The organism is Dongia sp. agr-C8, from assembly GCF_054658695.1.
The window spans coordinates 72,999-97,154 of record NZ_BAAGHZ010000002.1 but is presented as its reverse complement, the minus strand read 5'-3'; the positions used below and the strand labels follow the sequence as shown (position 1 = coordinate 97,154).

The 24,156-nt window shown below is 64.9% G+C and carries 21 protein-coding genes; 16 read left to right on the top strand and 5 right to left on the bottom strand.

Annotation, left to right across the window (positions count from 1 at the left end):
* Positions 1–54: 54 nt before the first annotated feature.
* On the top strand, positions 55–819 hold the full coding sequence (locus tag ACYQ4T_RS07800; RefSeq protein WP_459852239.1) for an alpha/beta fold hydrolase: 765 nt from the start codon (positions 55–57) through the stop codon (positions 817–819).
* Here the strand turns inward: ACYQ4T_RS07800 and ACYQ4T_RS07795 are convergent.
* Positions 816–1,505 (bottom strand): phosphatase PAP2 family protein, encoded by a 690-nt coding sequence (locus ACYQ4T_RS07795; protein WP_459852237.1) that lies wholly within the window; start codon positions 1,503–1,505, stop codon positions 816–818. The genes ACYQ4T_RS07800 and ACYQ4T_RS07795 overlap by 4 nt on opposite strands.
* Positions 1,506–1,631: 126 nt before the next feature.
* Here ACYQ4T_RS07795 and ACYQ4T_RS07790 point away from each other — a divergent pair, with 126 nt between their 5' ends.
* The 7 genes from ACYQ4T_RS07790 (at position 1,632) to ACYQ4T_RS07760 (ending at position 12,117) form a co-directional block, all read left to right on the top strand.
* On the top strand, positions 1,632–2,543 hold the full coding sequence (locus tag ACYQ4T_RS07790) for a phosphotransferase (protein ID WP_459852235.1): 912 nt from the start codon (positions 1,632–1,634) through the stop codon (positions 2,541–2,543).
* A gap of 3 nt (positions 2,544–2,546) precedes the next feature.
* On the top strand, positions 2,547–5,003 hold the full coding sequence (locus ACYQ4T_RS07785) for a GcvT family protein (protein ID WP_459852233.1): 2,457 nt from the start codon (positions 2,547–2,549) through the stop codon (positions 5,001–5,003).
* The gene (locus ACYQ4T_RS07780; protein WP_459852231.1) at positions 5,000–7,414 is read left to right on the top strand and encodes a GcvT family protein; all 2,415 of its coding nucleotides are present in this window, start codon (positions 5,000–5,002) and stop codon (positions 7,412–7,414) included. Before ACYQ4T_RS07785 ends, ACYQ4T_RS07780 begins: the two co-directional genes overlap by 4 nt.
* A 5-nt stretch (positions 7,415–7,419) precedes the next feature.
* Positions 7,420–8,337 carry a phosphotransferase gene (locus tag ACYQ4T_RS07775; protein ID WP_459852229.1) on the top strand — a complete coding sequence of 306 codons (918 nt, stop codon included), beginning with the start codon at positions 7,420–7,422 and terminating at the stop codon, positions 8,335–8,337.
* Between the two features lie 160 nt (positions 8,338–8,497).
* Positions 8,498–10,540 (top strand): elongation factor G, encoded by a 2,043-nt coding sequence (locus tag ACYQ4T_RS07770; RefSeq protein ID WP_459852227.1) that lies wholly within the window; start codon positions 8,498–8,500, stop codon positions 10,538–10,540.
* A gap of 210 nt (positions 10,541–10,750) precedes the next feature.
* Positions 10,751–11,287 (top strand): PAS domain-containing protein, encoded by a 537-nt coding sequence (locus ACYQ4T_RS07765; RefSeq protein WP_459852225.1) that lies wholly within the window; start codon positions 10,751–10,753, stop codon positions 11,285–11,287.
* Between the two features lie 326 nt (positions 11,288–11,613).
* The gene (locus ACYQ4T_RS07760; RefSeq protein WP_459852223.1) at positions 11,614–12,117 is read left to right on the top strand and encodes a PAS domain-containing protein; all 504 of its coding nucleotides are present in this window, start codon (positions 11,614–11,616) and stop codon (positions 12,115–12,117) included.
* Between the two features lie 19 nt (positions 12,118–12,136).
* Here ACYQ4T_RS07760 and ACYQ4T_RS07755 read toward each other — a convergent pair whose 3' ends face one another.
* Entirely contained in the window at positions 12,137–13,384 is a 1,248-nt protein-coding gene (locus ACYQ4T_RS07755) for a YcaO-like family protein (protein WP_459852221.1), read from the bottom strand.
* Positions 13,385–13,431: 47 nt separating this feature from the next.
* Here ACYQ4T_RS07755 and ACYQ4T_RS07750 point away from each other — a divergent pair, with 47 nt between their 5' ends.
* The 4 genes from ACYQ4T_RS07750 (at position 13,432) to ACYQ4T_RS07735 (ending at position 16,916) form a co-directional block, all read left to right on the top strand.
* On the top strand, positions 13,432–13,908 hold the full coding sequence (locus ACYQ4T_RS07750) for a hypothetical protein (protein WP_459852219.1): 477 nt from the start codon (positions 13,432–13,434) through the stop codon (positions 13,906–13,908).
* 350 nt (positions 13,909–14,258) lie between these two features.
* Positions 14,259–15,005, top strand: a complete 747-nt coding sequence (locus ACYQ4T_RS07745) for a TfuA-like protein (protein ID WP_459852217.1) — start codon at positions 14,259–14,261, stop codon at positions 15,003–15,005.
* Between the two features lie 135 nt (positions 15,006–15,140).
* Positions 15,141–15,668, top strand: a complete 528-nt coding sequence (locus tag ACYQ4T_RS07740) for a PAS domain-containing protein (RefSeq protein WP_459852215.1) — start codon at positions 15,141–15,143, stop codon at positions 15,666–15,668.
* Between the two features lie 78 nt (positions 15,669–15,746).
* The gene (locus ACYQ4T_RS07735; RefSeq protein ID WP_459852213.1) at positions 15,747–16,916 is read left to right on the top strand and encodes an aromatic ring-hydroxylating oxygenase subunit alpha; all 1,170 of its coding nucleotides are present in this window, start codon (positions 15,747–15,749) and stop codon (positions 16,914–16,916) included.
* 32 nt (positions 16,917–16,948) lie between these two features.
* Here ACYQ4T_RS07735 and ACYQ4T_RS07730 read toward each other — a convergent pair whose 3' ends face one another.
* A complete protein-coding gene (locus tag ACYQ4T_RS07730) occupies positions 16,949–17,167 on the bottom strand; it encodes a hypothetical protein (protein ID WP_459852211.1) in 219 nt (72 codons plus the stop codon).
* Between the two features lie 232 nt (positions 17,168–17,399).
* Here ACYQ4T_RS07730 and ACYQ4T_RS07725 point away from each other — a divergent pair, with 232 nt between their 5' ends.
* The 3 genes from ACYQ4T_RS07725 to ACYQ4T_RS07715 are packed head-to-tail and all read left to right on the top strand — an operon-like array spanning position 17,400 to position 18,412.
* Positions 17,400–17,759 (top strand): hypothetical protein, encoded by a 360-nt coding sequence (locus ACYQ4T_RS07725; protein WP_459852209.1) that lies wholly within the window; start codon positions 17,400–17,402, stop codon positions 17,757–17,759.
* A 19-nt stretch (positions 17,760–17,778) separates the two neighbouring features.
* Positions 17,779–18,156 carry a hypothetical protein gene (locus tag ACYQ4T_RS07720; RefSeq protein ID WP_459852207.1) on the top strand — a complete coding sequence of 126 codons (378 nt, stop codon included), beginning with the start codon at positions 17,779–17,781 and terminating at the stop codon, positions 18,154–18,156.
* A 49-nt stretch (positions 18,157–18,205) separates the two neighbouring features.
* On the top strand, positions 18,206–18,412 hold the full coding sequence (locus tag ACYQ4T_RS07715; RefSeq protein ID WP_459852205.1) for a hypothetical protein: 207 nt from the start codon (positions 18,206–18,208) through the stop codon (positions 18,410–18,412).
* 16 nt (positions 18,413–18,428) lie between these two features.
* Here the strand turns inward: ACYQ4T_RS07715 and ACYQ4T_RS07710 are convergent, their stop codons facing one another.
* Both ACYQ4T_RS07710 and ACYQ4T_RS07705 read right to left on the bottom strand, forming a co-directional pair.
* Entirely contained in the window at positions 18,429–19,853 is a 1,425-nt protein-coding gene (locus ACYQ4T_RS07710) for a hypothetical protein (protein WP_459852203.1), read from the bottom strand.
* A 944-nt stretch (positions 19,854–20,797) separates the two neighbouring features.
* The gene (locus ACYQ4T_RS07705; RefSeq protein ID WP_459855147.1) at positions 20,798–22,546 is read right to left on the bottom strand and encodes a PHA/PHB synthase family protein; all 1,749 of its coding nucleotides are present in this window, start codon (positions 22,544–22,546) and stop codon (positions 20,798–20,800) included.
* 325 nt (positions 22,547–22,871) lie between these two features.
* On the opposite strand from ACYQ4T_RS07705, the gene ACYQ4T_RS07700 reads away from it, so the two are divergent.
* Positions 22,872–24,116, top strand: a complete 1,245-nt coding sequence (locus ACYQ4T_RS07700; RefSeq protein ID WP_459852201.1) for an OmpA family protein — start codon at positions 22,872–22,874, stop codon at positions 24,114–24,116.
* Positions 24,117–24,156: the final 40 nt, after the last annotated feature.

Sequence of the window (24,156 nt, the reverse complement as noted above, 5' to 3'; positions counted from 1 at the left end):
GCGCGCGCCTCCCCAAGTCCCGAATGTAGGTTCTCGAAACAAGGGGTTCCCCGGATGCTTTCACGTCGCACGCTGTTCGCCGGCCTCGCCGCCGCCGCGGCTCTCGCCTCGACCCGCGCGGCCTTCGCCGCGACGCCGCCCAAGGTCCATAACGTCGTCCTGGTACACGGCGCCTATGCCGATGGCTCGAGTTGGTCGGAAGTCATTCCGCTGCTGCAGCAGGCGGGGCTCAACGTGACCGCGGTGCAGAATCCGCTGATGTCGCTGGAGGACGACTGCAACTATGCGCGCCGTGCGCTCGCGCTGCAGGACGGACCGACCGTGCTGGTCGCGCATTCCTATGGCGGCGAAGTGATCACCGAGACCGGCATCGATCCCAAGGTCAGCGCGCTGGTCTATTGCGCGGCGCGCGCACCGGATGCGAACGAGGACTATACCGCGCTCGCCAAGACATTCCCGACGCCGCCGGCCAGCGCCGGCATCATCCGCCAGAACGGCTATCTGCGCTTGAGCGAAGAAGCCTTCCTGCGCGATTTCGCCGGCGATCTTCCGGCCGAGAAAGCGCGGGCGCTCTATGCGGTCCAGGCGCCGGTCTCCGACACGCTGTTCGCCGCCCGGGTGACGCAGGCCGCCTGGCGGGAGAAGCCGAGCTTCTATGCGGTCTCGGCCGACGATCGCACCATCAACCCCGACCTGCAGCGCTTCATGGCGAAGCGGATGCGGGCGGAGACGATCGAGATTCCGGCGAGCCATCTCGGCATCGTCTCGCATCCGCAGGCGATCGCCGGTCTGATCCTGAAGGCGGCGGGCGCGGTCTAGGCGCGGCCACGCAGCCACAAGACGACGGTCCAGCAGAGCAGGGCCCAGGCGCTGCCGACGCACCAGCCCGCCAGCACGTCGGTCGCGTAATGCACGCCGAGATAGACCCGCGTGGCGCCGACGGCGACGGTGAGGATGATGGCGAGGGCTGCGATATAGGCCTTCACCCTTGTGTCGGCGCTGCCCTGTGCCAGCAGCGCGCCGAGGGTGAGGAATGTCACCGCCGAGAGCATGGCATGGCCGCTGGGGAAGCTGGCGCTGAACACCTGCACCGCGGTCGCGGTGTCCGGGCGTTCGCGGTCGAACAGCGACTTCAGCAGATTGCTGAGGATGAGTCCGCCGATCACCGAGACCGCGACCAGGCCGGCGCGCGGCCGGCGATCGGTCAGCAGGAAATAGCCGATGATCCCGAAGGTGAGAAATCCGAGGAAGGCGTAAGAGCCGAGTGCGGTGACGTCGCGCGCCAGTTCTTCCACCCAGACCGGTCCGACCGGGTCATAGCCTGGGCCGTCGCCTTGCATCAGGGCGGCGACCATCCGATCGAAATGGTCGGTATCGCCCTCGAAGACCTCGTCGGCCAGGGCGATGAAGCCCCAGATCAGGCCGGCGACGCAGGCGAAGGCCAGGATCAGGCCGATCTCGCGCCGCCGGCTCTGGAGGATTTCGAAACGCTGGGAAAGCTTCATGGGCTTCATATAAGGAGACTAGCAGAGCCTTCGTTCCCAAGCGGCCTTTGTGCACTTCCCTGCCAAATCCACACAAAACCCACAAGCTGCGATGATATGATGTTGCCCTGGCCCAGCCGTCATGGCATGGTCCGCCAAACAAAGAAGGGCAGGGGGCAGATCGTGTTGGCCGCCGAGGATGTGGTGCGCCGCCTGAAATGCTGGCTGGAACCGGTCGTGCCGGTCCGGATCAAGGGCGGCATCACCAACGCCAACTTCCTGGTCGAGCACCAGGGCAAGAAATACTTCGTGCGGATCGGCGATGACATCCCGGTCCATCAGGTGATGCGCTTCAACGAGCTCTCGGCCGGCCGCGCCGCGGCGGAATGCGGGCTCTCGCCCCAGGTCGTCTATTTCGAGCGCGGCGCGCTGGTCTTCGAGTTCATCGAGGGCAAGACCTTCGTCGCGGCGGATGTCCGCCGGCCGGAAAATCTGTTCCGCGTGCTGGAGCTGATCAAGACCTGCCACCGGGTGATGCCGCTGCATGTGCGCGGCCCCGCCGTCATCTTCTGGGTCTTCCACGTGCTGCGCGACTACGCGCACAGCCTGCGCGACGCCCAGAGCCGCCATGTCCCCACGCTGCCGCGGCTGATGCAGATCGCCGAGCGGCTGGAGGATGCGGTCGGGCCGATCGACATCGTCTACGGCCACAACGACCTGCTGCCAAGCAACATGATGGACGACGGCAAGCGCCTCTGGCTGATCGACTGGGACTATGCCGGATTCAACTCGCCGCTGTTCGATCTCGGCAATCTCTGCTCCAACGCCGAGGTGCCGCCGGAGGACGAGCAGAAGGTCCTGGAGAACTACTTCGATCGCGCGGTCGACGCCCAGCTGCTGCGGCGCTACCACGCGATGAAATGCGCCTCGCTGCTGCGCGAGGCGATGTGGAGCATGATCTCCGAGATCCATTCGACGCTCGACTTCGACTACCGCACCTACACCTCCGAGTATCTGTCGCGCTTCGAACGCGCCTTCCGCAATTTCCAAGAGCTCTAGAGCATGCCCAATCTTCCTACTCAGGCACGCGCGGTCATCATCGGCGGCGGCATCATCGGCTGCTCCACCGCCTATCACCTCGCGGGCCTCGGCTGGAAGGACGTGGTGCTGATCGAGCGCAACACGCTGACCAGCGGCTCGACCTGGCATGCGGCGGGGCTGGTGGGCCAGCTCCGCACCTCGGCCAACATCACCCAGCTCCTGAAATACTCGGTCGAGCTCTATGACAAGCTGGAGCAGGAAACCGGCCTCGCCACCGGCTGGAAGATGAACGGCGGGTTGCGCCTCGCCTGCAATGCCGAGCGGATGACCGAGATCAAGCGCCAGGCGACCACGGCGCATTCCTTCGGTCTCGAAATGGAACTGCTCTCGCCGCAGGAAGCGCTGAAGCTCTGGCCGCTGATGGACGTCTCGGATCTCGTCGGCGCCGCCTTCCTCCCGACCGACGGCCAGGCCAATCCGGCCGACATCGCGCAGTCGCTGGCCAAGGGTGCGCGCAACCGCGGCGTCACCATCGTCGAGGAGACCCGCGTCACCGGCATCAAGACCGAGAAGGGCAGGGCGGTCGGCGTCGTCACGAATAAGGGCGAGATCGCCTGCGAGGTCGTGGTGAATTGCGGCGGGCAATGGGCGCGGCAGATCGGCGCGCTGGCCGGCGTCGCGGTGCCGCTGCAATCGGTGCAGCATCAATACATCGTCACCGAAGCCTTGGGCGCGCCGAAGAATCTGCCGACCCTGCGCGATCCCGATCGCCTGATCTATTTCAAGGAAGAGGTCGGCGGCCTGGTGATGGGCGGCTATGAGCACAACCCGAAGCCTTGGCTGCCTGAGGGCGAGACCGGCGACCTGCCGGAAAACTTCGCTTTCCAGCTGCTCGAGAACGATCTCGAGCATTTCGAGCCGCTGATGGAGCAGGCGCTGGCCCGCGTGCCGGGGCTCGCGACCACCGGCATCAAGCAGTTCATCAACGGGCCGGAGAGCTTCACGCCCGATGGCAACTTCATTCTGGGCGAAGCGCCGGAACTCCGAAACTTCTATGTCGGCGCCGGCTTCAACGCCTTCGGCATCGCCTCCGGCGGCGGCGCCGGTCGGGCGCTGGCCGAATGGGTCGCCGGCGGCGAGCCGCCGATGGATCTCTGGGCAGTCGATATCCGCCGTTTCGGCAACCTGCACCGCGACCGCCGCTGGGTGCTGACCCGCACGCTGGAAGCCTATGCACACCACTACTCCATGGCCTGGCCCTATGAGGAACTGACCAGCGGCCGCCCCTTGCGCGTCTCGCCGCTTTATGAGCGGCTGAAGGCGCAGGGCGCGGTGTTCGGCTCCAAGCTCGGCTGGGAGCGGCCCAACTGGTTCGCGCCGCAAGGCGTCGAGCCTTGGGATGTCTATACCTACGAACGGCAGAACTGGTTCGACCAGGTCGGCGTCGAGCACAAGGCCTGCCGCGAGAAGGTCGCCTTGTTCGACCAGACCTCCTTCGCCAAGTTCATGCTGCTGGGCAAGGATGCCGAGGCGGCGCTCTCCTGGATCTGCGCCAACGACGTCGCCAAACGACCCGGCAGCCTGGTCTATACCCAGATGCTGAACGCGCGCGGCGGCATCGAATGCGATCTCACCGTCACGCGGATCGAGGAAGACGCCTATTACATCGTCACCGGCACCGGCTTCGCGACCCACGACTTCCACTGGATCAAGAGCCACATCCCGGCCGGCCTCGACGCGCGCCTCATCGACGTCACCGCGGCCTACGGCACCCTGGCGCTGATGGGGCCGGAGGCGCGCGACGTGCTGCAGGCGGTGGCCCAGGGCGATCTCTCCAACAAGGCCTTTCCCTTCGGCACCTCGCAGGAGATCCTGGTTGCCGGCGTGCCGGTGCGGGCCTTGCGCGTGACCTATGTCGGCGAGCTCGGCTGGGAATTGCACATTCCGACCGACGGCATCGGCGCGGTCTATGACGCGCTGATGGCAGCCGGCAAGCCGCACGGCATCGTCAACGCCGGCTATCGTGCCATCGAGAGCCTGCGCCTGGAGAAATTCTATCGCGCCTGGTCGAGCGACATCTCGCCCGACCATTCGCCGCTCGAAGCCGGCATGGCCTGGGCGGTGAAGCTGAAGAAGAACACGCCTTTCCTCGGCCGTGAGGCGCTGGTTGCCGAGGCGGCGAAGAAACTCCCCAAACTGCTCGCCTGTTTCACGGTCGATGACCAGTCCATCGTCCTGCTCGGCCGCGAGACTATCTTCCGCAACGGCAAGCAGGTGGGCTGGCTCTCCTCCGGTGGCTACGGCTACACGCTCGGGCTCAACATCGGCATCGGCTATGTGCGCGACAGGGAGAACGGGGTGACGCCGGAAGACGTCGCGTCGGGCAGTTACGAGCTGGAGATCGCCTGCCAGCGCTATCCCGCCAAGGTCAGCCTGCAGCCGCTCTACGATCCGAAGATGGAGCGGGTGAAGGCGTGAAGAACCACGCGGAAATCCTGATCATCGGCGCCGGCATCCTCGGCTGCTCGCTGGCCTATCATCTCACTCGGATGGGCAAGAAGGACGTGGTGGTGCTGGAGAAGAGCGGCATCACCCATGGCGCCACCTGGCATGCCGCCGGCCTGGTCGGCCAGCTCCGCACCTCGCGCAACATCACCCGCATGCTGACCCATTCGGTCGAGCTCTATGACAAGCTCGAGGCCGAGACCGGCATGGCGATCGACTGGAAGAAATACGGCAGCCTGCGCCTCGCCTGCTCGGAAGAGCGCGAGATGGAGAACAAGCGCTCACTCACCATGGCGAAGAGCTTCGGCCTGGAGATGCAGTGGCTTTCGCCGAAGGAGGCGGGCGATCTCTTCCCGATCATGAGCCTCGAGGACGTGCGCTCCGCGGTCTACATCCCCTCCGACGGCTATATCGATCCCTCCGGCGTCTGCCAGGCGTTGGCCAAGGGCGCCAAGGACCAGGGCGCCGTCTTCGTGGTCGGCGAGCGGGTCACCGGCTTCAAGATCGAAAACCGCACGGTGAAGGCGGTGGAGACCGACAAGGGGACCTGGACCTGCGGGCTCGTGGTCAATTGTGCGGGGATGTGGGGCCATGAGGTCGGCAAGCTGGCCGGCGTCCGCGTGCCGTCCTTCGCGGTCGAGCATCAGTATCTGATCACCGACCCGATCCCCGACATGCCGAAGCGCATGCCGACCATGCGCGATCCCGACCATCTCATCTACTACAAGCCCGAAGTGCGCGGTCTGGTGGTCGGCGGCTATGAGCCCGACACCAAGGCCTTCGCCACCGGCGGCATCCCCAAGAGCTTTGCCCAGGAGCTGCTGCCCTCCAACTTCGATCGCTTCGAGCAGCTGGCCAAACTGGCCGGCAAACGCACCCCGATCATCAACACCGTCGGCGTGCGCGAGCTCTTGAACGGGCCGATCCCCTATTCCGCCGATGCCGATTTCGTCATGGGCAAGGCGCCGGAGCTTGAGAACTTCTACTGCACCACCGGCTTCCTCTACGGCATCGCCGCGGGCGGCGGGGCGGGCCGGATGATGGCGGAGTGGATCATCGACGGCGCGCCCAGCCTCAATCTCTGGCCGCTGGATGTCCGACGCTTCAGCTTCCACCACACCACGCGGCACTTCATGTATCCGCGCGCGGTCGAGCTCTATGGCCATCACTACAAGCTGCACCGTCCGGGCGACGAGCACGAAAGCATGCGCGGCATCCGCCGCTCGCCGCTCTACGAGACGCTGAAGGCCCGCGGCGCGGTGTTCGGCTCGCGCGCAGGCTGGGAGCGGCCCAACTGGTTCGCGCCGAAAGGCGAGGCGGCGGAAGACCGGCCCGCTTACGACCGCGCCCGGACCAACTGGTTCGGCCCCGTCGGCGAGGAGCACCGCGCGATCCGCGAAGGCGTCGCGCTGATCGACCAGACCTCCTTCGCCAAGTTCGAGCTGGTCGGGCCCAATGCCCTGCACGCCTTGCAGCGGCTCGCCGTCTCCGACATGAACAAGCCGGTGGGCAGCACGATCTACACCCAGCTCTGCAACGAGAAGGGCGGGATCGAATGCGATCTCACCATCTCGCGGCTGGGACAGGATCGCTTCTATTTCGTCACCGGAAGCGCCTTCGGAACCCATGACCGGCACTGGATCGAGAGTCATCTCCGCCGCGACGCCCAGGCCCAGATCCTGGACCTGACCTCCGCCCGCGCCGTCATCAACATCTGCGGCCCGAAGGCCCGCGATGTGCTGCAGGCGGTGACCGAGGAAGACATCTCCAACGCGGCCTTCCCATTCTCGACCAACCGGCAGATCACCGTCGGTGCGGCGCCGGTGCTGGCGATCCGCATCGGCTATGTCGGCGAACTCGGCTGGGAGCTGCATATCCCGACCGAATACGCCGCGCATGTCTACGAGGTGCTGCGCGAGGCGGGCACGGCGCACGGCATCCGCGATGCCGGCTACCGCGCCATCGATTCCTGCCGCATGGAAAAAGGCTATCTCTACTGGTCCAGTGACATCACGCCGGACTATTCGCCCTACGAAGCGGGCCTCGGCTTCCGGGTCAACCTGAGGAAGCCGGACTTCGTCGGCCGCAGCGTCATGCTGGCGCAGAAGGAGAGGGGCGTCGCCCGAAAGCTCTGCACCTTCACGCTCGAACGCCCGCTGCCGGTCTATGGCGGCGAGGCGGTGATCAAGGACGGCAAGGTGGTCGGCGTGACGACCAGCGGCAATTTCGGCTATACGGTCGGCAAGTCGATCGCCTTCGCCTATCTGCCGATAGAACTTGCAGATGCGCAGGGGTTCGAGATCGAGGCCTTCGCCGAAGCGAGCGCCGCGACCCGGCATGACGGCCCGCTCTACGACCCGGAGAACAAGAGGCTGAAGGCATGATCTCGATGGATCCCCAACTCCTCGGCGTCCTTGACCGGATTCCCGAACTCGAGGGCGTGGACCGGGCGAAGATCGGGATCGAGAAGCTGGGCGGGCTCACCAACCAGAACCACAAGCTGACCACGCCGGTCGGCATCTTCGTGCTGCGCATACCCGGCGCCGGGACCGCTGAGTATATCAGCCGCGAGAACGAGAGCCTGGCGGCGCGCATCACCTCGGAGATCGGCGTCAACGCGCCGCTGGTCTTCTTCGATGCCCGCGACGGCGTGCAGCTGACGCGCTTCATCGAGGGCGGCGTCACCATGAACACCGAGCGTTTCAAGGACCTCGGATCGGTGCGCCGCGCGGCGCAGAGCCTCAAACGCGTGCATGATTGCGGTCGGCCGTTCAAGAACCGCTTCGAGCTGTTCCAGATGATCGACGAATACCTGGACATCCTGGCCAAGAAGGATGCGCCGCTGCCTGACGGCTATCACGATGTGAAGCGCGAGGCAGAGGCGGTGCGCAAGGCGCTGAGCGCGCGCCCGCTGCCGATCGTGCCTTGTCACTGCGATCCCCTGGCCGAGAACTTCCTCGACACCGGCAGCCAGGTTTACGTGATCGACTGGGAATATGCCGGCAACAACGACCCGATGTGGGACTTGGGCGACGTCTCGGTCGAGGCTGGCTTCGGCCCGGACCAGGACGAGGCGCTGCTCCGCGCCTACTTCGACGGCGAGCCCGGCGCCAACGATCGTGGCCGCATGGTGATGTACAAGGCCATGTGCGATCTCTTGTGGACGCTCTGGGGCATCATTCAGCACGTCAACCAGAACCCGGCCGACGATTTCTGGGCCTATGCCGTCAACCGCTTCGAGCGCTGCAAGGCCTTGATGGGCCGCTCCGATTTCGGCGCGCATCTTGCCGCGGTGGCGAAGGGCTGAGATTTTTGCCTTGCCTCTCGGCGCCGAGAGGAGAAACATAGTCAAAACGCGATGCCCGAATGAACGGGCCGCGGGCGCCGGTGCGAGTTCTGGCGATCGCAGAAGCGTGAGCCAGTCCTTTGCGTGACCCAGCCCTTGTGGCCGGCGATGGGAGGATTGCATGCCGGGCAGAGCACCTGCGGCGCCTCGCTGCGCCGCTCTTGTCGGACCTTACCTCAGCGGAAAGACAGCCCTTTTCGAAAGCCTGTTGTTCGCAACGGGCGCCATCTCGCGCAAAGGCAATGCCAAGGAAGGCACCACGGTGAGCGACAGCTCGCCGGAGGCCAAGGCACGCAAGATGTCGGTCGAGATGAGTGCCGCGACCGCCGAATACCTCGGCGAGACCTGGACCTTCATCGATTGCCCCGGCTCGGTCGAGCTGGCACAGGAGGCGCGCAACGCGCTGCTCATCTGCGACGTCGCCATCGTCGTGGCTGAGCCGGTCGTCGACAAGGCGCTGACCCTGGCGCCGCTGTTCAAGTTCCTGGACGACAACCAGATCCCGCACATCCTGTTCATCAACAAGATGGACCACGCCGATCATTCGGCGCGCGAGGTGCTGACGGCCTTGCAGGCGGTCTCGAGCCGCCCGCTGGTCCTGCGCCAGGTGCCGATCCGGGTCGCCGGCAAGGATGGCGACGAGGTCACTGGTTATGTCGATCTCATCTCCGAGCGCGCCTACAAGTATCATCCCGGCCAGGAATCCGACCTGATCAAGATGCCGGAGGAGATGCTGCCGCGCGAGCAGGAGGCGCGCACGGCGATGCTGGAGAAGCTCGCCGATTTCGACGATCACCTGATGGAAGAGCTCTTGAGCGACGCGGTGCCGCCGAAGGAGGAGATCTATCAGTTGCTCAGCAAGGACCTGGCCGAGGATCTGATCGTGCCGGTGATGCTGGGCGCCGCCGAGAAGGATTCCGGCGTGCACCGCCTGCTCAAGGCACTCCGCCATGACGTGCCGGGACCGGAGGTCGCGGCGAAGCGGCTCGGCGTCAACGGCGATGCCTGCGCGGTTATCTTCAAGACCAGCAACCAGCAGCATTCCGGCAAGCTCTCGCTGGCGCGGATCTTCGGCGGCAAGGTCGCCGACGGCGCGACTTTGAGCGGCCAGCGCATCTCCGGCATGCTGAAGATGAAGGGCCATGCCGGCGAGAAGGTGCCGGCGGGAAATTCCGGCGAGGTCGTGGCCCTGGGCCGGCTCGAGCAGGCGAAGACCGGGGACATCCTGACTGCCAGCGGCAAGACGCCCAGCGGCTATAAATGGCCGGAGCCGCTGAAGCCGCTGTTCTCGCTGGCGATCGACGTCGAGAATCGCAACGACGAGGTCAAGCTCACCGCGGCACTGGCGAAGCTCTGCGAGGACGACCCGTCGCTCTCCTTCAGCCACGATCCGGAGACCCACGAATTGCTGCTTTATGGCCAGGGCGAGGTGCATTTGAACATCGCCTTCGACCGGCTGAAGAACCGCTTCAATCTGCCGGTGAAGCATCACCGCCCGTCGGTCAGCTACCGCGAGACCATCAAGGGCCAGGTGAAGCAGCATGCGCGATTCAAGCGGCAGTCGGGCGGCCACGGCCAGTTCGGCGACGTCCATGTCGAGATCTGGCCGCTGGCGCGCGGCACCGGCTTCGAGTTCCACGACCGGGTGGTCGGCGGCTCGGTGCCGCGGACCTTCATCGGCTCGGTGGAGGAGGGGATCCGCGATTACCTGCACCGCGGGCCTCTAGGCTTCCCGGTGGTCGATGTCGCCGCCGCCCTGTTCGACGGCTCGTCGCACGCGGTCGACAGCTCCGACATGGCGTTCAAGACCGCGGCGCGGATGGCGATGCAGGAGGCGATGCCGAAATGCAATCCGGTGCTGCTGGAGCCGATCTTCGCCGTCGAGGTCTCGGCGCCCAACGAGTTCACGGCGCGGGTGCATCACCTGATCACCGGACGGCGCGGCCAGATCCTGAACTTCGGCGCCAAGGAGGGCTGGTCGGGGTGGGATATGGTCGAGGCCCTGCTGCCGCAATCCGAGCTCCACGACATGATCATCGAATTGCGGTCGTTGACCCTCGGCGTCGGCAATTTCGCCTATCGCTTCGATCATCTCCAGGAACTGACCGGGCGGCTGGCTGACAAGGTGGTCGAGCAGCGTCAGGCGACTGCAGCGCCGCATTAACGCGCAGCGCCGGGCGTATGGACCGTGTTTGCCATGCGCTTTTCGCGTCGCGTTGTGCCGCGCGCGCCCTTGCGGCGGGATTGGTTCAATGGCATATCGTCGCCGTCCCGATCTGGCCGGCGCTCAAGCGCGCGTGGCGATTGCACCGCGCGGATGGCCGGGACGGCGCGAGGCCCGCGCCGCGCTGGTCGCCGACGGGACCCCGCAAGCTTGAACACGGATACGACATTCCACTTGGGGGATGATGGGCCGGAGAGCTTCTGGCGCGACATCATCCTCACCCGCGACGAATGCACCTCCTTGAAGGTGCAGCGGCTGCACGATTATTGGCAGCAGGTTCGGGGCGTGCGCAGCATGCCGGCGCGGCGCGACATCGACGCAGTCGATATCTGGTTGCTCCTGCCGAACATCCATGTGAGCGAGTGGCATGAGAATCCCGACCGCGTGCGCTATCGCCTCGCCGGCACCGAGATCGTCGCCTCTATCGGCCGCGAGATCAGCGGGCACTGGCTCACCGACTTCCATACCGATCCCCACGATGTCGCCGAGACGATGACGCTCTATCGCCAGGTGATCGCGCGGCGCGCGCCGGTCATCGGTCGCACGCTCGGCAGCATGCGGCGCCTCGGTGTTGCTTCTTTCGAATGGATCCTCTGCCCGCTTTCCGAGGATGACGACGTCATCACGCATTTCATCGGACTCGAGGATTACGTGTCCAACAAGCGCTATCTGGGTGCCGGAAGTTGAATTGATGGCGCGGGACTTCGTGTATTGGTCTCAATGGTTTCCCGCATTTTGGGTATAGTTGAGCCGAGATTTCCCGTTTTGCCGGTCACCGGCGGCTCCTTGTGGAGCATCTTGTGGAAAATGTTGAAGTCGAAGGGCTTTGAACTCACCCTCGGGTGTTGATTGCTCTTCTCGCGCCGCCAATTGGCGCTCAGGGGACATTCGGCCACTTGCGGCGAGTCGGGTTTCCGGTGTCATATCACGATAGTGATGTGAAGGGCTGCGCATTGTCCCCAGAGCAAGGCCTAAGGAGCAGTTCGATTTCCAGGCGGCTTCCAGATCTCGCAGTGGACCGTTCGTTCGGCAATGACATCATCATTTCGCCGAGCGAATGCACGTCGCCGCGTGTTCGCGACCTCTACGAATACTGGGAGAAGATCCGCGGCGACCGCCTGATGCCGCGCCGGCAGGACATCGACCCCGTCGACATCTGGCCATTGCTGCCTTACCTGCACCTGAGCGAGTGGCACAAGGATCCGGACGGCGTGTTCTTCCGCATCGCCGGCACCGAGCTGGTCGCCACCGCGGGCCAGGAGTTCCGCGGCCGCTGGCTCAGGGAGATCACGCCGAACCCGCCGGATCTCGAGCAGGTGATGAACCTCTACTACCGCGTCATCGCCACCCGCGTGCCGATCTTCGGTCGCACCGACAGCAGCACGCTGCGTCTCGGCGTCGAGTTCTTCGAATGGGTGCTCTGCCCGCTTTCCGATGACGGCAAGACGGTGACGCATTTCTTCGGGCTCGAGGATTATGTCTCGACCCGGCGCTATCTCGGCGGCTACGCCCAGTAGGCACCCGGCAGTAACCGCGTCAGTTCAGCCGCTTCTTCCGCTTCAAGCCCGACAGGAAATTCAGCATCCGCGCGCCCGGCGTGTAGTTCGGCTTGTTCGCGGCGAATTCCAGCCCCGGCACGCAGACGAAGACGAAGGAGAAGTCGTCGAGCGCCGACGGCAGGTCGACCACGATCGCCTGGTGCAGGTCCACGGCTTTGAGCTTCGCCAGCATGTCGTCCAGCATCGCCTCCATCGTGGCCGGCGGGCGCGACAGCGGTATGTCCTGGAAGGCGAGGGCGGGTTGCATCTTCGCCATCGCCTCGAAGGCGATCATGTTGCTGCGGTCGGTGGTAGCGATGTCGTTGCGATAGCGCTCCCAGGTCACGTCGTCGCGCACGCCGGAGATATGCGTGAGGCGGCTCTGGATCGCCTCGGTGATGGCGCGCGACAGCGAGACCGTCGCCACCGGATGACAGCCATAGCCGGAGGCGCGCTGCGGATAATAGGTGGCATTGCCGCGATCGGCGATGGTGCAGGCGAAGACCGGCACGTCGATGTCGTAGGTGCAGTACCAGACCCAGACATCGAGGTTGGCCTTGCGGCAGATCTCGATCTGCTGCCGGCAGATCGGGTCCTCGATGGTCTCGAGCTTGACCATCCGCGCCTTGGGATCGCCGGCCAGGCTCTGCTCGATCTGCCACAGACAGCTCTGGTCCCGCTCGATCACTTCGCAAAGCCCGTGCACCACCGCTTCGGTCCGGGTGTTGCCGGAGGCGAGGCCGTTCGACGAGGAGAGGAAGATCGGCTGGCGGCCCCGCTTCATGCGGAAGTCGAGGTCGAGCAATTCCTTCGGCAGATATTTCGCTTCGCCGGTGAACAGGTCGCGCCCTGCCACCCAGGCGACTTTCGTCGCGTTGGTGATCGGCGCGTCGGAGCGCAGGGAGAGTGAAGCGGGGGAGGCGAAGCGGTCGTCCTCGAAAGCCTCGCCGAGCGAGACTTCGGGACCGGTCGCGTCCCAGTGCTCGGCATGGTGCATCTCGATGCTCTCCATGACGGCGGAAATATAGGCCAGGGTATCGCTGATGCCCTTGCCTTGAGAAACCGTCAGCGACCGGGCCAGCGGCCGGACCGCCATCCAGACCGGAACGCCGAGGACATCCAGCCCGGTGACGCTCGCCACCCGGGTGATGCCGTATTCCGAAATCCGCGGCTTGATTCGCGCGAGAGTATCCTCGGCGGAACGGGCACGTACCGTTCCGCCGAGGTCAACCGTAGTCTCGGTCACTGCAACGCGTCGATCGCTTAGTTGCGGATCGCCGCGCGCTCGTCGTCTTGGCGCGCGAACACGGCAACCGCCGCACGCTCGTCATCGTCGCGGGCGAAGACGGAGACCGCCGCACGCTCGTCGTCGTCGCGGGCGAAGACGGAGACCGCCGCACGCTCGTCGTCGTCGCGGGCGAAGACGGAAACCGCCGCACGCTCGTCATCGTCGCGGGCGAAGACGGAGACCGCCGCACGCTCGTCATCGTCGCGGGCGAAGACGGAGACCGCCGCACGCTCGTCATCGTCGCGGGCGAAGACGGAGACCGCCGCGCGCTCGTCGTCGTCACGGGCGAAGACGGAGACCGCCGCACGCTCGTCATCGTCACGGGCGAAAACGGAGAGCGCGGCGCGCTCGTCGTCATCGCGGGCAAAGACGGAAACCGCAGCGCGCTCATCGTCGTCGCGCGCCGCCGAAGCACCGAGGCCCTGCAGAGCCCGATGGATCGCAATGCCAGCTTTCTGCCGCGAGTGCAGAAGTTCTTCTAATGAACGCATAGTCCCACCCTCCAACGTTAACGCTTTGTAAACGCACGTAGTTAAGCTTAACGCACGCTTAACCTTAACTTGAGCCACAACGCATCGCAATACGGGTCTTCCCTAATGCGCGGCGAAGTTGCGTCAGGACTAAGTGCCGTTCGTGGGGATTCATTCCCTCGTTAGCAACGTGCTCCCAGCGGCTTTGACGCCTGCCGTGCCCGGCAGGATCTGCCGTCTTATCGCTAGGCATCGAGACCCTTCGCAGCTGTCATGCCACTGGAACGCGCAGGGCGGATTCTGGCTCGTGCCGTCGGCGGCAGCGTGGCAGATTGCGAAAAACCAACGCCTGGGGAGGGGCCGTGAACGAGTCTTGTGTCTTTGTCGGTCCGACTCGGGTGCCCAAGAAGGCTTATCCGCAGATCGATTTCCTCCCCCCGGCGGCTTTGGGCTCCGTCTACCGCGCCTTCGAGCACGGCTATCGCCGGATCGGCATCATCGACGGCTTCTTCGGCAACACGCCGTCGGTCTGGCACAAGGAGATCATGTTCGTGATCGCCAAGGGGGCCGAGGTGGTGGGCGCCGCCAGCACCGGGGCGTTGCGCGCGGCCGAGCTTGCCCCCTACGGCATGCGCGGGATCGGCAATATCTACCGGCTCTACCGTCGCGCCTCGATCGCCGACGACGACGAGGTCTGCGTCACCCATGCGATCGACGCGCTCGACTACATGCCGCTCTCGGAGCCGATGATCAGCATCCGTTACACTTTGCGCGACCTGCGCCATGCCGGCATCGTCTCACCGGATGAGGAGAAGGCCATCGCCGCCGACCTCAAGGCGGCGCATTTCGCGGACCGCAACCTCGAGCATATTCGCGCGGCGATTGAGGCGCATGTTCCGGCTGATCGCGCGGCCGCGGTCGCGGAAAGCTACGGGAAGTTCCGGCGGGACGCGAAGGGCGATGACGGAAAAAGACTACTCGAATGGCTGAGCGCGCCGCGCCGGCCGGCGGCCGAGCCTGCCTGGACCTTCCCGCGCACGGTCCATTGGGTGCACCAGTTCGAGGACAAGCTCGGCGACATCCCCGGGCTCGGCGAGAAGCCCACCTGATTCCTGACAGCCTTGGTCCTGAATTGCGCGCCGGGGCTCTTGCCGCAGTGGCGGGTCACGGCAGGGTGGATTATCCTATTGGTCGGTAGAGCGGCGCCGGATGTGCGCCAATCCTGCCTTGGGGGGCTGCGCAGTTTGGGATCGGACCTGCCTGAGCCGCTCGGCAGTCAGAAGGCCGGGCGCTACAACTTCATCACACCGGATGAATGCCGTTCGGAGAAGGTGCATCGGCTGCTCGGCTACTGGAACCAGATCCGCGGCGGTCGACACATGCCGCGCCGCCAGGACATCGACCCGACCCTGATCTGGCACTTGCTCAAGAACATCATGCTGACCGAGTGGCACAGCGACCCCGATCGCCTGTTCTATCGGATCAGCGGCACCGAGGTGGTCTCGGCCCTGGGCATCGAGCTCGGCGGCAAATGGGTCTCGGAGGTCTATCCCGACGGCGAGGATGTGGATCGCACGATCCGGCTCTATCGCGCGGTGGCGGATGCCCGTGCGCCGATCCTCGGGCGGACCGACGGCACGCAGATGCGGGTCGGCACCAGCAGCTACGAATGGGTGATCTGCCCGCTCTCGGAGGACGGGGCGCAGGTGACGCATTTCATCGGCCTGGAGGATTACGTCGCCCGCCGGCCTTATCTCGGCGCGCCATCCTGACGTCGCTGGCCGGGGAGACGGCTGCAAGGACCCCGGCGAAACTCGATCCACCCAACACCTGACGCAAGGCAGAACAGCATGGGCGACCTCTCGGCCTTTACCGCGCCGGCCTTCCGCAACCGGCTGACCGCCGTCCTCTCCGAGACCGCCGCCGCCAGGGCGCTGCCCAATCCTTGCTATGTCGATCCCGACTTCCTGGCCTTCGAGCGGGCGCGGCTCTACGAGGCCGGCTGGGCCTGCATCGGCTTCGGCAAGGATGTGGCCAAGCCGGGCGACGTCGTGCCCCGCAACCTGCTCGGCCTGCCGCTCATTCTGGTGCGCGACACCAGGAACGAGATCCGGGTCTTCCACAATGTCTGCAGCCACCGCGGCGCCGAGCTGGTCTCCGAGCCCTGCCATGTCGGCGCGGTCTTGCGCTGCCCCTATCATTCCTGGGCCTATGATCTTGAAGGTAAACTAAAAGCGACGCCGTTCATCGGCGGCCCGAACGTCAACCGCTGCGACGGTTTCGACAAATCGGCGCATGGATTGCGGCCGGTGCGGACCGCCGTCTGGTTCGACATGATCTTCGTGAACGTGAGCGGCCAAGCCCAGGAGTTTTCAGCTTATATCGCGCCGCTCGCCGAGCGCTGGTCGATGTTCGACCAGAGCCTCATTCGCCATTCCGGGGCGGATTCCTCATCCACCTTCGACGTGAACTGCAACTGGAAGCTCGCGGTCGAGAATTACTGCGAGGCCTATCACCTGCCTTGGGTGCATCCGGCGCTGAACACCTATTCCAAGCTCGAGGACCACTACAACATCAACGAATGGGATTCCTTCGCCGGCCAGGGCAGCCGGGTCTATCGCCCGACCCTGACCGAAACCGGCGAGGAACTGCCGAACTTCCCGGGCCTGCCGAGCCAGTTTCGCGGCGGCGCCGAATATGCGGCGCTATTCCCGAACCTGCTGCTCGGCGTCCACCAGGACCATTTCATGGCCGTGCGCCTGGAGCCGGTCAGCGTCAACCGCACGCTCGAGCATTTGGAACTCTACTATGTCGGCGACGCGGCGCTGGACGACGGCTTCGCCCAGATCCGCTCGGCCAACCTCCGCGCCTGGAAACAGGTCTTCTCGGAGGATGTCGGCGTGGTCGAGCGCATGCAGCGCGGCCGCGCCTCGCCGGCCTTCGACGGCGGCGTCTTCTCGCCGGTGATGGACGTCCCGACCCACTGCTTCCATAAATGGGCGGCGCAGCGGTTGATGTAGGCGGCGCGGGGGTTTCCGACCGCAACCGGCGACTATTCCGCCGACAGCGCCTTTCGATCCACGGCAGCGTTTTCGGTCGCCACTTCGTCGGCGATGGCGTCGTCGATCGCATCGATCTCGGCCTGGATGTTCCGGATCTGGGTCGCCGAGCGACCGCCGTCGGCCGGACTCATGGCGCCGCGCGATGCCAGGTCTCGCCTGCGGATGACCAGCGAATGCCGCACCGACCGCAGGTTTTCGACATCATTCATTGTCCCGGTCTCCCAGCGCTGGTTTCGGCGGTGCCGCAAAAACTCAAATAATGTGCGTAATATTATTTGGAGCAGTCTAAACGAAGATTTCCCGGTCGGCGATAAAAATTAATAAAGCCAAGTATTTTGCGATCTTGATATTATATTATGTATCTTTCCGGGCGTATTGGGCGCATTATATGGGCTTCGAAGGGCCGACCGAACGCCCTCTCCTTCAGGAAAGAACCCACCCATGAACATTCCCACCTGGCTCAAGCCGGGCTTGACCGGCGCCGCCCTCGGCGCAGTCGCGACCCTGGTCATCGGATTCAGCCAAGGCGGCTGGTACACAACCGAGTCTGCCGAGCGCTTGGCCGATGATCGGTCGGCCGTGGCAGTGGTTGATGCGCTGGTCCCGTTCTGCGTGGCCCAATCGAAGCTTGACCCGGACAGCAAGACCAAAATCACGGCGATGACCGGCATGGTCACCGGCTACGAGCGGCGCGACTACGTCATGAAGGTCGGCTGGGCAACCGCGCCCTCCGCCGAAAGCCCGAATGGCGACGTCGCCTCGGCCTGTGCGGATAAGCTGATTAAGCCCAGCCAGAGCTGAAGACGGACGAACTTTGACTGTGAGTGAGAACGACAACGAGCGGCCCAGCCGCGGCCCCACCACCGAACCGCCGGTGGTCGTGCCAGCAGCTGGGGCCGCCGTCGTGCTGGATGAACACCGCGGCATGACGGCGCAGAAAGAGACCGACGCACGGCGCCATCAGTCCGGCGTGCAGGCCGACCAAGCTGCATTTCGCCAAGCTCTGGCTTCGCTGGAAACACAGCTGTTCTCGGGGCCGGCCGCAAGCTGGACCGAGGCGGCTGACAAAGCCGTGTATCTCTTGCGCCTCTTCGCGGCGACCGGCGAGGCGCAGGATCCCCGCTACAAGCAGCTGATCGCAGCCACGCTCGAGGATCTTCAAAGGCTGGCCGGCAGCACGGAGAAGCCCGCGCCATGATGTCCCGCCTGCGGGACACAACCCCTACAAACCGCGGATTGGACAAACAATGATCGATGAGACTGACAACAGTCCTGACAGCCTGCGCGACCGGCTGGCCGTGCTCGACGACCGCATCGCCCGCATGCGCGCGCTGAACGCGACCCATGGCGACGTCATGGCGTTGCGATTGATCGAGGCTGCCAGGGCCGAGCAGAAGGTGCTGCGGGCCCGGCTGCCGGCGGTTGCCAGCACGCCGTCCCGGGCAGGGCCGTGAGGCGCTGGCGGCGCTTCTAGAGCGCCTCGAGCGAGGGCGCCCGTGCGATTTCGCACAGCAGCTCGATGATGCCGTCGCGAGACCAGCCGCTGCGGGCGCCGAGGGCGACGCGCAGGAAGGGCGTGATCTCGCCGGCATGCGGCAGGATCGCCTCATAGCGGTGGCCGCGGAAACCGAAGCTGCCGCCCTTGTCGAAGCGCAGATTGCGGGCCTTCGCCTCGCGCGCGATCACCTGTTCGAGCTGCCGGTAGTTCTCCGGCGTATCCTCCTCGAGCTGGATCAGCACAAAAGGCGCCGCGGCGCCGCGGTCGCTGCCGAGACTGGGATGTGAGACCTGCGAGAACAGGCCGTCCACCCGGCTCAAGCGCTGCGCGAGCAGGGCGTTGTTCTCGAACACCGCCTCGGCATAGCTTCGGGCCTGCTCGCGGTCGAGGAACCACGGGGCCTGCAGCGCGCCGATCGCATCGAAACCGAGTCCGGCGCCGGTCAGGCTGCGTGCCTTCCTGAGCTTCTCCGCGGGATCGATGGCAAATGTCTGGCCCTCGCCCCGATAGAGGCTGACCAGGCCGACATTGGCGAGTTCCAGCCCCGCTTGGTCAAGCTTCAGCCCGGAGCTCATCCGCACCAGCAGATGCCCGGCCTCCGAACAGGTGAGCTGCTGCGGCAGCAAGGGATCGAGGTCGAAGCAGGGACCGACCAGGGTGCCGTCTACAATCACCAGCGAGGGGCAGCCCTCGGCCGTGGCGCAGTGCCGCTGCAGCGCCGCCGTCATATCGAGGCGGTGCACATTGGCGTCGCGGTCGAAGAAGACCGGCTCCAGGATGAGGACGTCGGCATGGTCGTCGCCCTCCATCGGCAGCTCGCGGATCATGCCGTGGCTGTTCATCATCGCCAGCAATTCCTCGGTCTCGAAATAGCCGCCGAGATGCCGGATCCGCGGCGGGTTGGCCGGATTGGCCCCGCGCGGCGCCAAGGCCAGCAGCAGGCAGTTCATCGCCGCCTGCCCGCTGGAGAACAGCAGGTGGTCCGCCTGCCAGCCCGCGGGGGCCGGCGCGTAGGCCGCGAGACGCGCTTCCAGCGCGGCCGGCTCGATGCTGCGCTCGTAGCCGAAATCGATCGCCTCGCCGTCGGGCATCGACGTCACATCGCGGTCGCGCGGCGAGCGGAGCGCCTTATCCGAAGCCTGGTGTGCAAGGCCGAGGCAGATTCGGCGCAAGGCGAGGGCCAGGCGATCCAGCTCCGCTTCGAAAGCATGGGGTTCGAGCTCGGCATGCCCCAAGGCGCCGACCGCCGCGCGCCAGGGACGCAGGAGGTTCTCCGCTTGCGGCATGCGCGCGGCGATTCTGTCGCCCAGCTGCAACAAGGCCTGACATTCGTCCTGCGCCGGCTGGACCGCGCGTGCGCCCTGTCGGCTGGCGAAATCGACTGCAACGATATTCATGAAACGCCTGGGGAACTGCTGCACTGCGGTATGAACGCATGCCGGCGGCGAATGTTCCTTGACGGTTCCACGTCAATCATGTGGCGACACGGTATTAGGCCGCATTAGGCCGCGTTGTTGTTCTCCGACGGGACAATTCGAAGATCATCGCTTGCAAACTCAAAAGCGCCCGTTCCCGTGCAGGCTCCCGGCGTTGAGTTATGTGCAGTAAAATTCTATATTTGATTGCAGGCAGATCGGTCGCGCGACAGGGGGCGCTCATGTTTTCGGATGTGTTGTCGATCTCACAGTTGATCTCACTGGCGTCGCCAGGCTTCTTGCTGGTTTTCATTTTACGCGACCAGTTTCAAATAGCAGCATATGCGGTGAACAGCGCTTTTCCTCAGGCCCTTGGAACCGCAGGAACTGTATCGTCTAGCGGTATCTTGGCGACAGCATTGCTTTCCCTCTCAGCAGGAATGCTCATCCGGAGCGTGACTTTTTCTACGTCTATGATCGCGGTTCGCTTGTTGCGAATGAAGACGTACCGCAAGCGCTCTAAGGCTCAAGATCGGTGCTCTCTCATTCGCGACTTGGCGACGATATTAAGCGCGTTCGATACCGGTGTCGGCTCAAGTCGAAAACTTGTCGCCGAGATGTCGCCAATCCAGCGCGAAACGATAAAATCGCTTTATGACATTCACAGCACTATGGGTGGATTTCTGATCGTTCTTGCGTGTGGCTTAGCCAGGATGATCTTTGCGCACGACGCTGGCACTTACAGTTCAATGATCTATTGGCTTCGATACTTTGTCGTCTTCGGCTTCTTGATTAGTTGTTCACTCGCTTGGTGGCTCTCACTGACTTCGATCGCTCGGCTTACCACCCCTCCCCTAGACACTAGACGACGGCGAGCGAGCGGGACGGTTGAGAAGAATCCCGCCGGATCCTGAACGTGACGCCGCCTACTGCGCTTTCACCAGCACGTAAGAACCCGGCGCATCTTCGATGACTTTCAGCTTCCCGTCACCGGGCTTGCGGGCGTCGACTTCGCCGTCGTCGAACTGTTTCAGCCAGGCACGCCATTCCGGCCACCAGGAGCCGGGGCGGTTCTCGGCTTTCGCGAGCCAGGCCTCGGGGTCGGCGGGATAGTCCTTGCCGGTCTTCTCCGAGCCCACCCAATGACCGTATTTGTTCGCGGCGGGCGGGTTGACCACGCCGGCGATATGGCCGGAGGCGGCGAGGGTGAACTTCACCGGGCCCTGGTAGAGCTGGGTCGCGGCATAGGTCGACTTCCACGGCGCGATATGGTCCTCGCGGGTCGAGAGGATGAAGGTCGGCGTCTTCACCGTGGTGAGGTCGATCGGCACGCCGTCGAGCTCGATCCCGCCCGGCTGCGCCAGCAGGTTCCGCTGGTACATGTTCCTGAGATAGAAGCTGTGCATCGCCGCCGGCATCCGCGTCGAGTCCGAGTTCCAGTAGAGCAGGTCGAACGGGAACGGCTCCTTGCCGAGCAGGTAGTTGTTGATGACGAAGGACCAGATCAGGTCGTTGGCGCGCAGCATGTTGAAGGTGGTCGCCATCTCCGAGCCTTCGAGATAGCCGCGCTCGTTCATCTTGGCTTCGAGCGCGTCCAGCTGCTCCTCGTCGATGAAGACGCTGAGCTCGCCGGCCTCGCTGAAATCCACCATCGCGGTGAAGAAAGTGGCGCTGGCGATGCGGCTCGACTGCTTCTTCGCCGCGAGATAGGCGAGGGTGGAGGCGAGGAGGGTGCCGCCGAGGCAATAGCCGATCACATTGGCGCTCTTCTCGCCGGTCGCCTTCTCGATGGCGTCGAGGGCGGCGATAATGCCTTCCCGCATGTAGTCGCTGAAGCTCTTCTGCGCGAGCTTCTCGTCCGGGTTGACCCAGGAGACGATGAAGACGGTGAGGCCTTGCTCCACCGCCCATCTGACGAAGGAATTCTGCGGCTTCAGATCCAGGATGTAGTACTTGTTGATCCAGGGCGGGATCACCAGCAGCGGGCGCTTCGCGACCTTCGCCGTGGTCGGCGTGTATTGGATCAGCTGCAAGAGGTCGTTCTGGAACACGACCTTGCCCGGGGTGACGGCGATGTTCTTGCCGACCTCGAAGGCCTCGTAGTTGGTCATGCTGATCGCGAGCTTGCCCTTGCCGCGCTCGAGATCCCCCAGCAGGTTTTCCAGACCCTTCACCAGGTTCTCGCCGCGGCTCTCGATGGTCGCGCGCAGCACTTCGGGATTGGTCATCACGAAGTTGGAGGGCGCCATGGCATCGACGAATTGCCGGGTGTAGAAGTCGACCTTCTGCGCGGTCTTGTCGTCGAGGCCCTCGACCTGTTCGACCGTGTTGCGCATCCAGCGCGCGGTCAGCAGGTAGGACTGCTTGATGTAGTCGAACAGCTGGTTGTCCTGCCAGGCGGCATCCTTGAAGCGGCGGTCGTCCTTGGCCGGGGCGATCACCGGCTCGGCCTCCTGGCCCATCATCCGCCGGGCGGTGGTCTGCCAGAGGTTCATGTAATCCTGCCACAGCGACATCTGGGCCTGGATCAGCTTCGAGGGATCGGCCATCAGCCGGGTGGTCATCTCATAGAAGGCGCGGCCGACATTGAGCGGGTCGGGGTCATTGAGCCGCTCCTGGTTCCGGGCGACGAAGTCGGCCACCAGCCGTTGGGATTGCTCGGCGATTCCGGCCATCGCCCGGGCGAGTTCCATCGGATCGGAACCGTTGCCGTTGCCCGGCTCTTGATCGGGGCCTTTGCCAGTGCTGGCGCCACGGCTGGTATCAGACATGCGTTTCCACCCGGTTCCTGATTGTTAACAATGGGATACGCCCAGGCGCGATCCGCTCCGTGGGAACCACACTCGCGGCGGAGACAACGCCAATTGTTTCTTATAGTCTAATGAGTTAAAGAGATAAAAGCCCTTCGGTGACAGATTCTGTGTGCGCGGCCATGTCGCGGCACCGGGGTCGAGCCCATGCCAGCCGGGGGAAGTGGGGAGATCAGGTCTGATGTTGGACATGTGCAAATCCAAGGCGCTGCAGCTGAAAGCGAAGGCGGAGGGCATCAATCTCGCGCCGTTCGGCCGCTGGCTGCCGGCGACGGCGCTGCTGGTGATCGCGGGCTGTTCATGGTTCGACGAGGAGCCGGCCCCGCCATCGCCCTCCGAGCAAGCCCAGGCCCCAAGCTCGACCGCGACCCCGGCGCCCGGAGAAGGCGAGCCGATGGCGGGCGAGCAGGCGCAGGTCCCTGACATCAACAGCGTGCCCAACGAGGCGCCGACGCCGAGCATCGTCAACCTGGACCAGGCCCAGGAAGGTCTGGGCTCGGACAGCGGCAATTCCCAGCACACCGACGAAACGCTGACCATGCCGACCCAAAGTGCGGCCCGTCCGGAAAAGCCGGCCGAGGAGGGCACGGCGACCGCGCAGGCGGATGTCCAGCCGCAGGCGCCGGAGCAGCCGGACACCACCACGGTGACGCCGACGCCTCCCGTGGTCGAAACCCCGACGACCCCGGTGGTCGAAACCCCGACGCCGACACCCGCGCCCGCGCCGACCACTCAGGTCGCGCAGGTCGGCACCCCGCAGGCGGGCTCGACGCCGTTCGAGCCGAGCGGCCCGCTGCATCTCGAGCCGGGCTCGCTGTCGCGTGATGGCGCGCCGGCGATGGCCTCGAGCGGCCCGGCCACCACCGCGCCGTCCGGCATCGCGGCGATGCCGCTGCCGGGCAGCAGCAACGCACCGATGACGGCAATGACCCCGGCCCCGGGCAGCGACGGCGTCTCGGTCGACTATTCGGTGCTGAACGGCCTGCAGGCGAGCGCGCCGACCAGCTATCAGCAGCCGACGATGGGTGGTGTCGCGCCGGTCCGCGGCTATGCGCCTTCCGGCAGCATCGCGGGCGTCGGCCAGGCGGTCGGCTACGTCTATTTCGGCAACGGCTCCTCGCGCCTCAGCGCTGCCGACCGCCAGGTGCTGCAGCAGGTCGCGCAGCTCCAGCAGATCCAGGGCGGCGTGTTGCGCATCATCGGCCATGCCAGCGCCCGCACCGGCAACCTGGAAGCGCTGGAGCAGCAGCAGGTGAACCACGAAATGTCGATGCAGCGCGCGACCGCGGTCGCGCGGGCGCTGGTCGAGTATGGCGTGCAGCCGATCCTGGTCCAGGTGGCCGCCGCCGGCGACGATCAGTCTCTCTATGCGGAAAGCACGCCGGCCGGTGAAGCCGGCAATCGCAGGGCGGAAGTCTATCTGTCCCAAAATTGACCGCTCCCTGATTCAAGACTGATTCATCCCTGTAACCATC

Excerpts from the sequence above, each read along its gene's own strand:
- ACYQ4T_RS07800 (WP_459852239.1), top strand. The coding sequence starts at position 55 with ATGCTTTCACGTCGCACGCTGTTCGCCGGCCTCGCCGCCGCCGCGGCT.
- ACYQ4T_RS07795 (WP_459852237.1), bottom strand. The coding sequence starts at position 1,505 with ATGAAGCTTTCCCAGCGTTTCGAAATCCTCCAGAGCCGGCGGCGCGAG.
- ACYQ4T_RS07790 (WP_459852235.1), top strand. The coding sequence starts at position 1,632 with ATGGTCCGCCAAACAAAGAAGGGCAGGGGGCAGATCGTGTTGGCCGCC.
- ACYQ4T_RS07785 (WP_459852233.1), top strand. The coding sequence starts at position 2,547 with ATGCCCAATCTTCCTACTCAGGCACGCGCGGTCATCATCGGCGGCGGC.
- ACYQ4T_RS07775 (WP_459852229.1), top strand. The coding sequence starts at position 7,420 with ATGGATCCCCAACTCCTCGGCGTCCTTGACCGGATTCCCGAACTCGAG.
- ACYQ4T_RS07770 (WP_459852227.1), top strand. The coding sequence starts at position 8,498 with ATGCCGGGCAGAGCACCTGCGGCGCCTCGCTGCGCCGCTCTTGTCGGA.
- ACYQ4T_RS07735 (WP_459852213.1), top strand. The coding sequence starts at position 15,747 with ATGGGCGACCTCTCGGCCTTTACCGCGCCGGCCTTCCGCAACCGGCTG.
- ACYQ4T_RS07730 (WP_459852211.1), bottom strand. The coding sequence starts at position 17,167 with ATGAATGATGTCGAAAACCTGCGGTCGGTGCGGCATTCGCTGGTCATC.
- ACYQ4T_RS07725 (WP_459852209.1), top strand. The coding sequence starts at position 17,400 with ATGAACATTCCCACCTGGCTCAAGCCGGGCTTGACCGGCGCCGCCCTC.
- ACYQ4T_RS07715 (WP_459852205.1), top strand. The coding sequence starts at position 18,206 with ATGATCGATGAGACTGACAACAGTCCTGACAGCCTGCGCGACCGGCTG.
- ACYQ4T_RS07710 (WP_459852203.1), bottom strand. The coding sequence starts at position 19,853 with ATGAATATCGTTGCAGTCGATTTCGCCAGCCGACAGGGCGCACGCGCG.
- ACYQ4T_RS07705 (WP_459855147.1), bottom strand. The coding sequence starts at position 22,546 with ATGGCCGGAATCGCCGAGCAATCCCAACGGCTGGTGGCCGACTTCGTC.
- ACYQ4T_RS07700 (WP_459852201.1), top strand. The coding sequence starts at position 22,872 with ATGTGCAAATCCAAGGCGCTGCAGCTGAAAGCGAAGGCGGAGGGCATC.